Source organism: Acidovorax sp. A1169, from assembly GCF_030704685.1.
GTDB lineage: Bacteria > Pseudomonadota > Gammaproteobacteria > Burkholderiales > Burkholderiaceae_C > Acidovorax.
Genome location: NZ_JAUZDX010000016.1, coordinates 57,226 through 71,839, shown reverse-complemented (window position 1 = coordinate 71,839; position 14,614 = coordinate 57,226). Strand labels below are relative to the sequence as shown.

The following is a 14,614-nucleotide window of genomic DNA, read 5'->3' as shown; positions in this document are numbered from 1 at the left end:
AGGGGGCGTTTGTTCGATTTCCGTGTTCCACACCAACCATTGAAAGGAAGACTTCCATGCAATCCTCCATGAAGCCCCTGCTGGCCGCCGCTTTGCTGGCCCTCGGCGCCAGCGCAGCCCAAGCCCACCAGGTGTGGCTCGAAAATGCCGGTGGCCAGGCCCGCCTGCACTTCGGCGAGTTCAACGACAACCTGCGCGAAACCTCCCCCGGTTCGCTGGACAAGTTCAAGGGCGTGCCCGTGCTCGAACAGCGCGCCGGCACCGCCAGCCAGAAGGTCGAGGGCAAGCTCACCAAGGACGCCTTTGCCTACACCGTGACCGGCAATGCCGACACGCTGTTCGCCGCCGCCACCTACCCGCTGATCGACCGCAGCAAGCGCAACCTGCCCGCCATGTACTGGCAGCCCTCGGCCCGCTGGGTCGCCAGCCTGGCACAACCGGTAACCCCCGGCCAGGCGCTGGACCTGGTGCCCACCGGCAAGCCCGGCCAGCTCAAGGTCGTGTTCAACGGCAAGCCGCTGCCCAAGGCCAAGGTGCAACTGGTCTCGCCCGCTGGCTGGAGCCGCGAAGCCCAGTCCGCCGATGACGGCACCGTGGAGTTCCTGACCCCCTGGAAGGGCCAGTACGTGGCCGAAGTCCACCACACCGACAAGACGCCCGGCGAAGCCCAGGGCGAGAAGTATGGTGAGGCCAGCTACGTCACCACGCTGAGCTTCGTGCAGGCCGATGGCGCTGTCTCGCCACCCCTGCCACCCGCCCCCGAAAAGCACTGACAACCCGCGCCCGAAGGGGCGCCAACCCCCAACCCAGGCGGCTGCAGGGCCATCGAGCCTGGTGGGGGGTTGCCAGGGCGTCCGGACCTGCAACCGGCCCTTTTCCTTCGCCAGCCACTGCCACCGGAGCCTTCACGGCGCCGGCCGCGCACCGCCACACCCCAGCCAACCCGCCTTCGCTGCCGCATGGCCGCAGGCTGCACCACCATTGAAGACCATGCCATCCCACTGCCCCGCGCGACCTGCGCGCACTGCCGTTGCACACGCCGCGTTCCTGATGGTCTGCAGCGCCTGTGCACAGGCCCAGACCGCCACACCCCCTGCCGCTGAAGCCACCCTCGCCCCCGTGACCGTGCAATCCGGCGCAGAGCGGGAGAACCCCACGGCGCCGGTCTCCGGCTTCGTGGCCAAGCGCGCCCTGAGCGCGACCAAGACCGACACGCCGCTGCTCGAAACGCCGCAGGCCATCAGCGTGGTGACGCGCGACCAGATGGAGGCCCAGGGCGTGCAGACGCTGCGCCAGGTCACGGCTTACACCGCTGGCGCCGTCTCCAACTACTTCGACAGCCGCGTGGACAGCTTCAGCGCACGCGGCGCCAACGTCTCGCAGTACCAGGACGGCCTTCTGCGCACCTACGGCACCTACAACAGCAGCCGGCCCGATCCGTACACGCTGGAGCGCGTGGAATTCCTGCGTGGCCCCACCTCGGTGCTCTATGGCCAGGGCAGTGTGGGCGGTGTGCTGAATCTCACGAGCAAGCGCCCCCAGGCCGAAACTGCGCGCGAAGTGCAGGTGCAGGTGGGCAGCCATGCACGCAAGCAGATCGCTGCCGACCTGACCGGCGCGCTCGATGCCAATGGCCAGTGGCTGTACCGCCTGGTGGCCGTGGGCCGCGACAGCGATACCCAGGTCAACCACGTGGCCGATGACCGCACTGTGCTGGCCCCCTCGCTGACCTGGCGCCCCAGCGCGGACACCTCGCTCACGCTGCAAGGCCTGTACCAGAAGGACAAGAGCGGATCGCTGATCGGTTTCTTCCCCTGGCAGGGCACGCAACTGCCAAGCCCCTATGGCCAGATCCCGCGCTCGACCTTCATCAGCGAGCCGGGCTGGGATGCCTTCAACACCGAGAACAGCTCCTGGGGCTATCTGTTCAGCCACCGCCTGAACGATGCCTGGACCGTGCGCCAGAACCTGCGCCGCACCGTGACCGAGGTGGACTACCGCACCATCTACACCAGCTTCACGGCCAATGCCGGAACGGGCCGCCCCGGGCGGCCGGTGTTCAACAGCGACAACAGGACGGTGGTGCGAGACGCGGTGTGGAACCTCAACACCGGCCGCATGCTGCTCATCGACACCCAGCTCGAAGGCAAGCTCAACGCAGGCGCCACGCAGCACACGCTGCTGGCAGGCCTGGACGTGCAGCGCAACCACTCGGGCCAGTCGGCCTGGCGCGCCGTAGCCCCGTCCATCGACGTGTACAACCCGGTGTACGGCAACTTCACGCCGCCTGCGGCCTCGGCCCTGGTGCGCCAGCCGGGCGTGGCGCAGCGCCAGCTCGGCTTCTATGCCCAGGACCAGATCACCTGGGGTCGATGGACGGCCACGCTGGGCCTGCGCCACGACAGCGCCAAGACCGACACCGAAGGCCGCCCTGCGGCCGCCGTGGACGACAAGGCCTGGACCAAGCGCGCCGGTGCCACCTACCAGATGGACGGCGGCTGGGCCCCCTACGTGGGCTACTCCGAGTCCTTCCAGCCGCTGGGCGGCGTGGACGTGTACGGCACACCCTACAAGCCCACGCGCGGCAAGCAGTGGGAGGCCGGCGTGAAGTGGCAGCCGCCAGGCCAGGGCATTTCGGCCTTTGTCGCCGCCTACCAGCTGCGCGAAACCAACCGCAAGACCAATGACCCGGCCAACCCGCTCAACAGCCTGCAGATCGGCGAGGTCAAGGTCACCGGCCTGGAGGCCGAGATCACCGCCAGCCTGGCCAGCCACTGGGACGCCACCCTGGCCTACGGCTACACCGATGCCAAGATCTCGCGCAGCAACGCTGGCGACCAGGGCCTGCCCGTGGCCAGCGTGCCCAAGCACACGGCATCGGCCTGGCTGTCGCACCGGTTTGCCTCCGAAGGCCGCGGCGGCTGGACCGTGGGCGCCGGCGTGCGCTACACCGGCTCACAGTGGAGCGGCACTTCGGCCATCACCACCCCCTCGGCCACGCTGGCCGATGCCCTGCTGGCCTACGACGCAGGCGACTGGCGCCTGGCCTTCAACGTGACCAACCTGGCGGACAAGGTGCACGTCACCCAGTGCCTGGCGCGGGGCGATTGCTTCTATGGGCAGGGGCGCACCTATGCGCTGACGTCGACCTACCGGTTCTGAGGCACCGCGCCGGTGAACGGGACCTGCGTGTACCTTCACCGCGCGCGGGCCTATCGCGCCAGCACCGCCACATGCAATTCGGTCCGGGTCTCGAAGCCCAGGCGTTCATACAGCGCAATGGCCGCATGGTTGGAGGCCCAGGCGTGCAGGAACGCCTGTTCGCCACGCTGCTGGATGGCATGCGCCACCACGGACGACAGCTGGCGCGCGAGGCCGCGCCCCCGGAAGTCGGGATGGGTGCAGACCCCGCTGACCTCGGTGGCGCCCGCAAAACGCATGCGCTCGCCAGCCATCGCGGCCAGCCGCCCCCCGATCCGCACGCCGAAGAAGCGACCCATGGTGTGCGTGCGCGGCAGAAAGGGACCGGGCTCGGTCAGTTGCGCGAGCGCCAGCATCTCGGGCGCATCCGCATCGCCCAGCGCCAGCACGGCCTCTTCGCCCCGCTCGGGCGTGACGGGCTGCCTGGCCAGCATCTGCACGCCCTGGGCACTGCGCACCATCTTCAGGCACGGCGGTACCTGCACGGGTGGCACCTGCGCCAGGTAGACGGATTCTCCCGCCCCCACCAGGTCGGCCAGCGCCGCAAGGCTGGCGCTGTCGTCATCGCGCGCGGACGCGAAAAGGTTCACGTCGCGGCGATAACGCCTGGCGAGGTCCCCGCCTTCGGCGAGCTGCGGCGCATGGCGCAGAGAGGCCCACACAGGGCGGTCGAGGGGGCTGTTCATCGGGATGCCTTTCCGTGGGATCGCGCGGGCTGTGCCGCGATAGACACTGCGGCACGCTGCAGCAGCGAGGTATGTTCCAGGCCCGCCTCCAGCGCGGCCAGTTGCTGCAGCAATGGGCCTTCGAGCGGCGCGCAGATCTGGGCCACCGAGGCCTCGATCACCGGCCAGACCTCGCGCCGGGCGCGCTCGACCAGCGCCTGCCCTGCCTCGCTCAGCTGCACCTTGCGGATGCGCCGGTCGCCCTCCAGGGAGCGGGATTCCACCAGCCCGCTGGCCTCGAGCCCCCGCAGTGAGCGCGTGACCACCGGCTGGCTGACACCGACCGCTGCGCTCAGTTCCCCCACGCCCAGCGGGCCATGCCGGTCCAGCGCCGCAAGCAAAGGGAAATGGGCCGCAGGCATGTCGATGCCATGCCGGACCATGAGCGCCTGGGTCTGCGCCTGCAGGGATTCGCCGATCCGGCGAAAGCGAGTGCCGAGCGTGAGGAACCCCAACTCTCTGACGATGTCGTGGATCATGATATTATTACTTTGATATATATCATGCTATATATTTAACCAACCAAGGTCAACTGGTTTGTGGGAGACAGGGCAGATGGGCAGACCAGACACCTGTCCGATCTGCAGTGAATGGCCGCCCATCCACCCGGCCTGCACTGTGGTGCAGCCGGGGGACAAGGCGCAGGCCTCAAACGTTCATGATCGAGACCAGGCGCGTGTTCAGGTGCGCCTCGACGGCTTCGGAGCCACCTTCGGAGCCGTAGCCTGAATCCTTCAGGCCGCCGAAGGGCAGCTCGGCCGCAGGGGCCGCAGCCTGGTTGATCCACAGCATGCCCACTTCCAGGCGCTGGGACAGCAGGTGGGCGTTCTTGAGCGAGCGCGTGAAGGCATAGCCGGCCAGGCCGAAAGGCAGGCGGTTGGCCTCGGCAATCGCGTCCTCGATCTTCTCGAATCCACGCACGGCGGCCACGGGGCCGAAGGGCTCTTCGTTGAAGATGCGGGCCGACAGCGGCACGTTGTCGAGCACCGTGGGCTGGAAGAAATTGCCTTCGCTGCCGATGCGCTCGCCGCCGGCGGACAGTTGCGCGCCCTGCTGCACGGCGTCGGCCAGCAGGTCGGCCATGGCGGTGATGCGGCGCGGGTTGGCCAGCGGGCCCATCTGCGTGCCCTGGACCATGCCGTCGCCGACCTTCAGGCCCTGGGCGTGGCTGGTGAGCGCGGCCACGAACTCGGCGCGGATGCTTTCATGCACCAGAAAGCGCGTGGGCGAGATGCAGACCTGGCCCGCATTGCGGAACTTGGCGCCACCGGCAGCCTTGATGGCCAGGGCCACGTCGGCGTCCTCGGCCACGATCACGGGGGCGTGGCCACCGAGCTCCATGGTCACGCGCTTCATGTGCTTGCCGGCCAGGGCCGCGAGCTGCTTGCCCACGGGCGTGGAGCCGGTGAAGGTGACCTTGCGGATGATGGGGTGCGGGATCAGGTAGTTGGAGATCTCGGCCGGGTCGCCATAAACCAGGCCCACGGTGCCGGCGGGCACGCCGGCATCGGCGAAGGCACGGATCAGCTCGGCCGGGCTGGCCGGGGTTTCCTCAGGCGCCTTGACGAGGATGGAGCAGCCGGCCGACAGCGCGGCCGCGAGCTTGCGCACCACCTGGTTGATCGGGAAGTTCCAGGGCGTGAACGCCGCCACGGGGCCCACGGGGTCCTTGATGACCAGTTGCTGGGCCTTGAGGTTGCGCGAGGGCACGATGCGGCCGTAGACGCGCATGGATTCGTCGGCGAACCATTCGATGATGTCGGCCGAGGCCATGGTCTCGACCTTGGCTTCGGCCAGGGGCTTGCCCTGCTCCTGCACCATGATGGCGGCAATCGCGTCCACGCGCTCGCGCATCAGCACGGCGGCGCGGCGCATGGTCTTGGCGCGGTCTGCCGCGGGGATGTCGCGCCAGGCCTCGAAGCCCTTCTGGGCGGCTTCGAGCGCACGGTCCAGGTCGGCCGTGCCGGCATGGGCCACACGGCCGATTTCCTTGCCGGTGGCGGGGTTGTGCACGGCGATGGTCTTGCCATCGGCGGCGTCCTGCCACTGGCCGGCGATGAAGAGGCGGGTATCGGGATAACTCATGCGGATGCTCCTGCGTGCAAGGGAAGTGAGGGGGACGGCCACAAAACCAACCCATCGGTCGAGCGGCGACACCCGGCACTATAGGCCCCTTGCAGCAGGCCGGGGCGGGCACCCCGGAAAGTCCCTGTCAAGCCCGCCCGCGACAACGACCACTCAACGGGCGGGTGCCTGCGCCAGGGCTGCGCCCTTGCCATCGCCCCAGCCGCCGCCCAGCGCACGGATCAGGCCCACGGTGGCGGTGTACTGCGCGGTGCGCACCTGCAAGGCCTGGCGGCGATTGCGCAACTCGCTGCGGCGCGCGTCCAGCAGTTCGAGCTGGCTCACCAGGCCGTTGCGGTAGCGCGAGTCCGACAGCTGCGTGGCACGCACAGCCGATTGCACGGCACGGCTTTGCGCTTCGGACTGGCCGGCCAGCAGGCGCAGCGCGCTCAACTGGTCCTCCACCTCGCGAAAGGCCACCAGCACCTGGCCTCGGTGGGCGGCCATGGCCGCCTCCAGCCGGGCGCGGGCGCCCTCTTCCTGCGCCTTGCGCTGGCCACCGTCGAAGATCGGCAGCGACAGCAGGGCGCCAATGCCCCAGGAGCGGGCCGACCACTTGAACAGGTCACCGAGCTCGGGCGAGGCCTGGCCGGCATTGCCGGTGAGCGTGATGGCCGGGAACCAGGCCGCCTCGGCCACGCCCACGCGCGCCTGCGCCGCCAGCACCGAGGCCTGGGCGGCCGACACGTCGGGCCGGCGCGCCAGCACCGTGCCGGGCACGCCGGCCGGGATCACGGGCAGGGCCGCATCGCTGGCGGCCGGTGCCACGGCAAAGCCGGTGGCCACGTCACCCACCAGCACCGCCAGGGCGTTGGACAGCAGCGCCTGCTGGCGCTCCAGGGCCAAGGCCTCGGACTCGGTGGCCGCCACTTCGGTCTGCACGCGCGCCACGTCGAGCTCGGCCACGTCGCCGGCCTGAAAGCGCCGCTGCGTCAGGCGCAGCGTGTCGCGGTAGGCCGACAGGCTGCCCTGCAGCAGCAGTTGCTCGGCCTGCACCGAGCGCAGTTGCAGATAGGTCTGCGCCACGTCGGCCTGCACCATGAGGCGTGTGCTCTGCAGCAGCGCATCGCGGGACTGGGCATCCAGGCGCGCCGCATCGCTGGCCTTGGACAGGCGCCCGAACAGGTCGAGCTCGTAAGAGACGTTGAGGCCGGCCGTGGTCAGCGTGGACGCCTGCGTGCTGCCCGTGGTACCGGCACCGGCCTGGCGGCTGGCACCGGCCGAAGCACCCACCTGCGGGGCACGCGCGGCGTCGGCCGAGCGCAGCAGCGAGCGCGCCTCGGCCAGACGGGCCGCAGCCTCTTGGATGCTGGTGTTGCCGCTGGCTGCGCGCTCGACCAGGCTGCTCAACACCGGGTCCTGGAAGCCCAGCCACCACTCGCCGCGCGGCTGCGCCTCGGCAGGGGCGGCGGTGGTCCAGGCGGGTGCGCCATCGGCCACGCTGAAGCTGGCGGGCACGGCCACACCGGCATGCTCAGGTTGCGGCGCGATGGGCGTGCCCATGCAGCCGGCCAGCACCAGGGCCGCGACCAGCGGCGCCAGGCGCGCCGCGCGCCGCACGGTCAGGGAAGGGTCGGAAAAAATCGTAGTGGCATTCATTGCAAAGGCTCCTTTGCGCTCATTCGTCATGGCCGCGCGGTGCAGCCAATATGGGGTGGGCCACGGCGCCAGGGCCGGAGGCATCCGCCAGCGGCGCGACATGGCTGCCGTGCTGCTGCAGGGCGCGGTTGCCCGCCAGGCGGCGCAGCACCACGTAGAACACGGGCGTGAGGAACAGGCCGAAGGCCGTCACTCCGATCATCCCGGCGAACACCGCCACGCCCATGGCGCTGCGCATCTCGGCACCGGCCCCGGTGGACAGCACCAGGGGCAGCACGCCCATCACGAAGGCCAGCGAGGTCATCAGGATGGGGCGCAGCCGCAGGCGACTGGCCTCGATGGCGGCCTGCACGGGTGTGCGCCCGGCAAACTCCAGCTCGCGGGCGAACTCCACGATCAGGATCGCGTTCTTCGCCGATAGCCCCACCAGCACGATGAGCCCGATCTGGGTGAACACATTGTTGTCCCCGTTGCTGAGCCACACGCCCGTCATCGCGGCCAAAAGGCCCATGGGCACGATCAGGATGATGGCAATCGGCAGGGTCAGGCTTTCGTACTGCGCGGCCAGCACCAGGAACACCAGCAGGATGGCGATGGGGAACACCAGCATGGCGGAATTGCCGGCCAGGATTTCCTGGTAGGTCAGCTCGGTCCACTCAAAGCCGATGCCCTTGGGCAGGGTTTCGGCGGCAATGCGCTCGATGGCGTCCTGGGCCTGGCCCGACGAGAAGCCGGGACCGGGCTGGCCGTTCACGTCGGCGGCCAGAAAGCCGTTGTAGCGCATGGCACGCTCGGGGCCGAAGCTCGGCTCAAGCTTCATCAGCGCCGACAGCGGAACCATCTCGCCGGTGGTGGAACGCACCTTGAGCAGGCCCACGTCGTCGCTGCGGGCACGGAAGGCCGCATCGGCCTGAACGCGCACGCTGTAGGTGCGGCCGAACTGGTTGAAGTCGTTGGCGTACAGGCTGCCCAGGTAGATCTGCAGCGTCTCGAAGATGTCCGTCACGGGCACGCCCAGTTGGCGCGCCTTGGTGCGGTCGATGTTCGCGTACAGCTGAGGCACGTTGACCTGCCAGCTCGTGAACAGGCCGGCCAGCTCGGGCGTCTGGTAGGCCTTGGCCATGAAGGCCTTGACGGCACCGTCCATGGCCTCGTAGCCCAGCGATGCGCGGTCCTCGATCTGCAGCTTGAAGCCGCCTGTGGTACCCAGGCCCGCCACCGGTGGCGGCGGGAACATGGCGATGAAGGCTTCCTGGATGGCACCGAACGACTGGTTCAACTGGCCGGCCACGGCGCCGCCGCTCTGGTCGGCGCGGGTGCGCTCGGCAAAGGGCTTGAGCGTGGCGAACACGATGCCGGAGTTGGAGCTGTTGGTGAAGCCGTTGATCGACAGGCCGGGGAAGGCGATGGCGTCTTCCACGTTGGGGTTCTTCTTCATGATGTCGCCCATGCGGCGGATCACGTCCTCGGTGCGGTCCAGCGTGGCGCCGTCGGGCAACTGGGCAAAGCCGATCAGGTACTGCTTGTCCTGGCCGGGCACGAAACCGCTCGGGACCAGCTTGAACAGGCCGAAGGTCGCACCCACCAGCACCAGGTAGATCACCAGCATCAGCGCCTTGCGGCCGATGACGCGCTTGACGCCGCCGCTGTAGGCCTCGGAGCCCCGGTGGAACACGCGGTTGAAGCCACGGAACACGCCGCCCAGCACCTTGTCCATGCCGCGCGTGAGCGCGTCCTTGGGCTCGTTGTGGCCCTTGAGCAGCAGCGCGCTGAGCGCGGGCGACAGGGTCAGCGAGTTGATGGCCGAGATCACCGTGGAGATCGCGATGGTGACCGCGAACTGGCGGTAGAACTGGCCCGTGAGCCCGCTGATGAAGGCCAGCGGCACGAACACCGCCACCAGCACCAGCGCAATGGCGATGATGGGGCCGGAGACTTCGCGCATGGCGCGGTAGGTCGCCTCGCGCGGGGTCAGGCCGGCCTCGATGTTGCGCTCCACGTTCTCCACCACCACGATGGCATCGTCCACCACGATGCCGATGGCCAGCACCAGGCCGAACAGGCTCAGCGCGTTGATCGAAAAGCCCAGCAGGTGCAGCACTGCAAACGTGCCCACCACCGACACCGGCACGGCCAGCAGCGGGATGATGGAGGCACGCCAGGTCTGCAGGAACAGAATCACCACCACCACCACCAGCGCAATGGCTTCGAGCAGGGTCTGGATCACGGACTTGATGGAGGCGCGCACGAACTGCGTGGGGTCGTAGGCGATGCGGAACTCCACGCCCTCGGGCATGTTCTTCTGCAGCTCGTCCATGGTCTTGCGCACATTGGCCGAGATTTCCAGGGCATTGGAGCCCGGGGCCTGGAACACGCCCATACCGACGGCAGGGTCGTTGTTGAGAAGCGAGCGCAGCGAATAGTCGGCCGCACCCAGCTCCAGGCGGGCGATGTCGCGCAGGCGCGTCACCGCACCATCGGTGCCGGTCTTGACGATGATGTCGCCGAAGTCGTCTTCGGTCTGCAGGCGCCCTTGCGCGTTGATGGACAGTTGCAGATCCACACCCGGCAAGCCGGGCGATGCGCCCACCACGCCGGCAGCGGCCTGCACGTTCTGGCCACGGATGGAAGCCACCACGTCGCTGGCCGAGAGGCCGCGCTGCGCGACCTTCTGCGGGTCGAGCCAGACGCGCATGGAGTAGTCGCCACCGCCGAAGATCTGCACCTGGCCCACACCCTGGATGCGCGCGAGGCGGTCCTTGACGTTGAGCACGGCGTAGTTGCGCAGGTAGTCGATGTCATAGCGGCCGTTGGGCGAGACCATGTGCACGACCATGGTCAGGTCGGGCGCGCTCTTGACCGTGGTGACGCCCAGGCGGCGCACTTCCTCGGGCAGGCGCGGCTCGGCCTGCGAGACGCGGTTCTGCACCAGCTGCTGGGCCTTGTCGGGGTCAGTGCCCAGCGCGAAGGTCACGGTCAGCGTCATCACGCCGTCGGTCGTGGCCTGGCTGCCCATGTAGAGCATGCCTTCCACGCCGTTGATGGATTCCTCCAGCGGCGTGGCCACGGTTTCGGCGATGACCTTGGGGTTGGCGCCCGGGTACTGGGCGCGCACCACCACCGAGGGGGGAGCCACTTCGGGGTATTCAGAGATCGGCAGGCTGCGCAGCGCGATCAGCCCCCCGAGGAAGATGAGCACCGACAGCACCCCGGCGAAGATGGGGCGGTCGATGAAGAAGCGGGACAGATTCATGGCAGGTCTTTCAGCATGCGGGCGTGGCGTTCAGGCGGGCGCCCGTTCATGCGGCAGGCGACTTGGCGGCGCGGGCTTCCTTGCGGTCTGCAGGGATCTCGGCCTTGGCGGTCATGGGGACGGATTGCGGGGCGACGACAGCGCCGGGGCGCACGCGCTGCAGGCCGTTGACGATGATGGTCTCGCCGGCCTTCAGGCCCGAGGTGACCACGCGCAAACCCTCGACGGGTGCGCCCAGCGTGATTTCGCGGTACTCGGCCTTGTTGCCCTCGCCTACCACCAGCACGAACTTCTTGCTCTGATCGGTGCCCACGGCGCGCTCGTTGATCAGGATGGCCTGCGAGCTGCGCGACTGGCCCATGCGGATGCGCGCGAACTGGCCGGGGATGAGTTCACCGTCGGCGTTGTCGAACACGGCGCGCACGCGCACCGTGCCGCTCTTGGCATCGACCTGGTTGTCGATGAGCTGCAGCTTGCCCACGTGCGGCGTGCCGCCCGAGGTGCCGGTGCCCATCTGCACGGGGATGCGTTCGATCAGGGTGCGCGCGCTGCTGCCGGACTTGAGGTCCTGCAGGGCCTTCACCACGATCTGCTCGTCGGAGTCGAAGCTCGCGTAGATCGGGCTCACCGAGACCAGCGTGGTCAGCACTGGCGCGCTGGCGCCCGAGGCCACCAGATTGCCCACGGTGACTTCGATGCGGCCCACGCGGCCCGCCACGGGGGCCCGCACCTGGGTGTAGCCGAGGTTCAGGCGCGCGGCCTGCAGGGCCGCCTGGGCGGCACGCAGGTTGGCATCGGCCTCGCGCTGGGCGTTCTGGCGTTCGTCGTGTTCGCGCTGGGCGATGGCGCTTTCCTGCAGCAGGCGCGTGGCGCGCTCCATTTCGCTGCGGGTGTAGGAGACGCGGGCCTGCGCTGCGGCGACCTGGGCGTCAGCGCGGTCCACCTCGGCGGCATAGGGGGCCGGGTCGACGGTGATCAGCAGGTCGCCCTGCTTGACCAGCGAGCCTTCACGGAAGTGCACGGCCTGCACCGCACCCGAAACGCGCGGGCGGATGTCCACGCGCTGCACGGCTTCGAGCCGGCCCGAGAACTCGTCCCACAGGGCGATGTCCTGCTGCAGCACGGCGGCCACCGAGACCGGCACGGCCTGGGGCTGCGCTGCGCCGTCAGTCGCCTGGGCGGAAGGAGACTGGAACACCAGCACGGACGAAGCCACCACGGCGGTGACGGCAGTGGCCAGCGTGGCCAGGCCCAGGGGGCGCTTGGGAAAGGGAAGATGGAAGTTCATGGTGACTTTCAGTGGCGGGGCAGCCCTTGTGGAGCACACCCCGACGTGGTTTTCAAAATCGGATACGAGGAATGGGAGCGGTGGAGTCTGGACACTGACGCCGTGGCAAGGTCAACACCGGCTACACAAGGCGGCGGCTGGCGTGTCGGCAGTGGCAGTGCTCCCGGGTGCACCAGCCTGCAGGTGGATAACGTTCATGGGCGATTCCTCCGTGTCAGTGAAATTGGCAAAAAACAGATCAGCAAAAATGCGGGCAACAGTCGGTCCGTACCGCTCGCAGACGGCACCTGCACTGGCTCCTGGCCAGTCATGGGCAAAGCCTCTCCCCGCCGGCGCCAATGGCCGGAAATTTCGGGGTGAGCGCTTCGCTCGGTAAGTGGGGTGGCGGGAGTATCGAACCTCAACTTAAGTTGAGGTCAACTACTTCCTACGAACCCTGGGGTCTCAGGTGGGGGCCGGACATCGGGTGTCCTCGAAAAACTGCCGGATCTGCACCAGCGCGCCTTCGGCGCAGGGGCATTCGCGCTGCTCTGCCTCCAGGGCCTCGGGCATCTCTCCGGCTTTGGGAAACACATGGCGCCGCACCAGCAGGCCGGCGGACTCAAGGCGCGCGGCATAGGCCAGCGCCTCGTCGTGCATGGGGTCGGTGTCGCCCACCATCACCAGCGTGGCCGGCAGGCCGGCCAGGCGGTGCGCAGTGGCCGGCACGGCATAGGGGTGTTCGGCATCGCGCGGGCAGCGCAGAAAGTTGCGCCAGCCCTCGGTCCATTTGCAGCCGGTGGCATCGCCCGTGGCTTCGCGCACCGACGCGGTACCCACACAGGGGTCGAGCATGGGCGACAGCAAAATCTGCCCGGCCAGCGGCGGGTGCGACTGGTCGCGCGCCATCACCGAGACGGCTGCGGCCAGGTTGCCACCGGCCTCTTCGCCAGCCAGGTAGATCTGCGCGCCCTGCCCGCCGAGCTTGACGCGGTTGCGAAAGGCCCATTGCAGCACCCCATAGCCGGTGTTGACGGGCTGGGGGAAGGGCGTGAGCGGGTAGGCCACCGACACCACCACGGCGCCGGCGCGTTCAAGCAGGTCGGCCACGGTGCAGCCGGTATCCAGATCACCCGTGGTGAATGCGCCACCATGGAAGTGCACCACCAGCGGCGAGGGCTTGCCGGGCAGCTTGCGCCCGTAGACGCGCACTGCCACCTCTTCGCCCTTGGCCACCTCAATGGTGGCGTCGGCGCGCTGGGGGGCGCCCACTGCGGCGCCAGGGGCCTTGGAGGAGGCTCCGGCACGGCTAGGCGACGATGTGGGGGACGAGCGATCGGGCTGCATGGCATGGACCCATTGGATTGACGATGGATGAAATGTAGTACCTTGCGACTTTCGGATAAACAGGCCAAACACCACTGCACTGTTTCCAAAAGCTCAACAATCGAGCGCAGGCCGCGTGTGAGAATTGCCCTGCACCCACTGGTGGGTGCAAGTACAAGGAGAGCCCATGGACCAGATACAGGCCATGCGCATATTCGTGCGGGTGGTGGAGGCCGGCACGTTCACAAAGGCGGCGGATTCGCTTTCACTGCCCAAGGCCACGGTGACCAAGCATGTGCAGGCGCTGGAAGAGCGCCTGCGCGTGAAGCTGCTCAACCGCACCACGCGCCGCGTCACCGTGACGGCAGACGGCGCCGCCTACTACGAGCGCACCATTCGCCTGCTCACCGACCTCGATGACATCGAGGCGAGCATGACCAACGCCCGCTCCAACCCGCGCGGGCGTTTGCGCATCGACGTGGGCACCTCGATGGCGCAGTTGCTCATCCTGCCCAACCTGGCCGAGTTCCATGCGCGCTACCCCGACATCCAGGTGGACCTGGGCGTGAGCGACCGCATGGTGGACCTGATCAGCGACAACGTGGACTGCGTGATCCGCGGCGGCGAGCTGACCGACCAGTCGCTGGTGGCGCGGCGCATCGGCAATCTGGAATTCATCACCGTGGCCTCGCCCGAGTACCTGGAACGCCATGGCACACCCACGCACCCGCTGGAAATCGAGGAAAAGCACTCCATCGTGGTCTATTTCTCGCCCCAGAGCGGGCGCCACTACCCGCTGGAGTTCCGCAAGGGCGAGGAGTCCGTGGACATCACCGGCCCCTACCAGGTCAGCGTGAACGAGACCAATGCCTATGTGACGGCGGTGGTGTCGGGCCTGGGCATCGGGCAGATCACCAGCTTCCAGGCCACGCGCCACTTCGAGAACGGCACGCTGGTGCGCCTGCTGCCCGAATGGACGCAGGCGCTTCTGCCGATCTACGTGGTCTACCCGCCCAACCGCCACCTGAGCGCCAAGGTGCGTGCCTTCGTGGACTGGACGGCCGAATTGGTGCAGCGCAACTCGCACCTGCAGCGCACGACCTGACTCCCCGGAGCCGC

Annotated in this window: 10 protein-coding genes; 3 read left to right on the top strand and 7 right to left on the bottom strand. The window is 68.4% G+C overall.

From position 1 onward, the window contains the following. The first annotated feature begins 56 nt into the window (after window positions 1-56). Both QYL93_RS22760 and QYL93_RS22755 read left to right on the top strand, forming a co-directional pair. Entirely contained in the window at window positions 57-773 is a 717-nt protein-coding gene (locus QYL93_RS22760; protein WP_305745794.1) for a DUF4198 domain-containing protein, read from the top strand. Window positions 774-990: 217 nt separating this feature from the next. Then, on the top strand, window positions 991-3,162 hold the full coding sequence (locus tag QYL93_RS22755) for a TonB-dependent siderophore receptor (RefSeq protein ID WP_370877022.1): 2,172 nt from the start codon (window positions 991-993) through the stop codon (window positions 3,160-3,162). Window positions 3,163-3,212: 50 nt separating this feature from the next. Here QYL93_RS22755 and QYL93_RS22750 read toward each other — a convergent pair whose 3' ends face one another. The 7 genes from QYL93_RS22750 to QYL93_RS22720 form a co-directional block, all read right to left on the bottom strand. Next, complete coding sequence (locus tag QYL93_RS22750) at window positions 3,213-3,887, bottom strand: GNAT family N-acetyltransferase (protein WP_305745793.1); 675 nt, start codon at window positions 3,885-3,887, stop codon at window positions 3,213-3,215. Beyond that, complete coding sequence (locus QYL93_RS22745; RefSeq protein ID WP_305745792.1) at window positions 3,884-4,405, bottom strand: MarR family winged helix-turn-helix transcriptional regulator; 522 nt, start codon at window positions 4,403-4,405, stop codon at window positions 3,884-3,886. Before QYL93_RS22745 ends, QYL93_RS22750 begins: the two co-directional genes overlap by 4 nt. 169 nt (window positions 4,406-4,574) lie before the next feature. Beyond that, window positions 4,575-6,011 carry an NAD-dependent succinate-semialdehyde dehydrogenase gene (locus tag QYL93_RS22740; RefSeq protein ID WP_305745791.1) on the bottom strand — a complete coding sequence of 479 codons (1,437 nt, stop codon included), beginning with the start codon at window positions 6,009-6,011 and terminating at the stop codon, window positions 4,575-4,577. A 153-nt stretch (window positions 6,012-6,164) separates the two neighbouring features. Further along, window positions 6,165-7,649 carry an efflux transporter outer membrane subunit gene (locus QYL93_RS22735; RefSeq protein ID WP_305745790.1) on the bottom strand — a complete coding sequence of 495 codons (1,485 nt, stop codon included), beginning with the start codon at window positions 7,647-7,649 and terminating at the stop codon, window positions 6,165-6,167. 19 nt (window positions 7,650-7,668) lie between these two features. Continuing rightward, entirely contained in the window at window positions 7,669-10,902 is a 3,234-nt protein-coding gene (locus tag QYL93_RS22730; RefSeq protein WP_305745789.1) for an efflux RND transporter permease subunit, read from the bottom strand. A 46-nt stretch (window positions 10,903-10,948) separates the two neighbouring features. Then, window positions 10,949-12,190 (bottom strand): efflux RND transporter periplasmic adaptor subunit, encoded by a 1,242-nt coding sequence (locus QYL93_RS22725; RefSeq protein ID WP_305745788.1) that lies wholly within the window; start codon window positions 12,188-12,190, stop codon window positions 10,949-10,951. A gap of 444 nt (window positions 12,191-12,634) precedes the next feature. After that, window positions 12,635-13,516: an alpha/beta hydrolase gene (locus tag QYL93_RS22720; RefSeq protein ID WP_305745787.1), complete on the bottom strand. Its 882-nt coding sequence runs from the start codon at window positions 13,514-13,516 to the stop codon at window positions 12,635-12,637. Between the two features lie 166 nt (window positions 13,517-13,682). Between QYL93_RS22720 and QYL93_RS22715 the strand changes: the two genes are divergently transcribed. Beyond that, on the top strand, window positions 13,683-14,600 hold the full coding sequence (locus QYL93_RS22715; RefSeq protein WP_305745786.1) for a LysR family transcriptional regulator: 918 nt from the start codon (window positions 13,683-13,685) through the stop codon (window positions 14,598-14,600). Window positions 14,601-14,614 lie beyond the last annotated feature (14 nt).

Bases quoted from the DNA above. Each gene is read 5' to 3' on its own strand.
- QYL93_RS22745 (WP_305745792.1), bottom strand. From the start codon at position 4,405: ATGATCCACGACATCGTCAGAGAGTTGGGGTTCCTCACGCTCGGCACT.
- QYL93_RS22730 (WP_305745789.1), bottom strand. From the start codon at position 10,902: ATGAATCTGTCCCGCTTCTTCATCGACCGCCCCATCTTCGCCGGGGTG.
- QYL93_RS22715 (WP_305745786.1), top strand. From the start codon at position 13,683: ATGGACCAGATACAGGCCATGCGCATATTCGTGCGGGTGGTGGAGGCC.
- QYL93_RS22720 (WP_305745787.1), bottom strand. From the start codon at position 13,516: ATGCAGCCCGATCGCTCGTCCCCCACATCGTCGCCTAGCCGTGCCGGA.
- QYL93_RS22735 (WP_305745790.1), bottom strand. From the start codon at position 7,649: ATGAATGCCACTACGATTTTTTCCGACCCTTCCCTGACCGTGCGGCGC.
- QYL93_RS22740 (WP_305745791.1), bottom strand. From the start codon at position 6,011: ATGAGTTATCCCGATACCCGCCTCTTCATCGCCGGCCAGTGGCAGGAC.
- QYL93_RS22725 (WP_305745788.1), bottom strand. From the start codon at position 12,190: ATGAACTTCCATCTTCCCTTTCCCAAGCGCCCCCTGGGCCTGGCCACG.
- QYL93_RS22750 (WP_305745793.1), bottom strand. From the start codon at position 3,887: ATGAACAGCCCCCTCGACCGCCCTGTGTGGGCCTCTCTGCGCCATGCG.
- QYL93_RS22755 (WP_370877022.1), top strand. From the start codon at position 991: ATGCCATCCCACTGCCCCGCGCGACCTGCGCGCACTGCCGTTGCACAC.
- QYL93_RS22760 (WP_305745794.1), top strand. From the start codon at position 57: ATGCAATCCTCCATGAAGCCCCTGCTGGCCGCCGCTTTGCTGGCCCTC.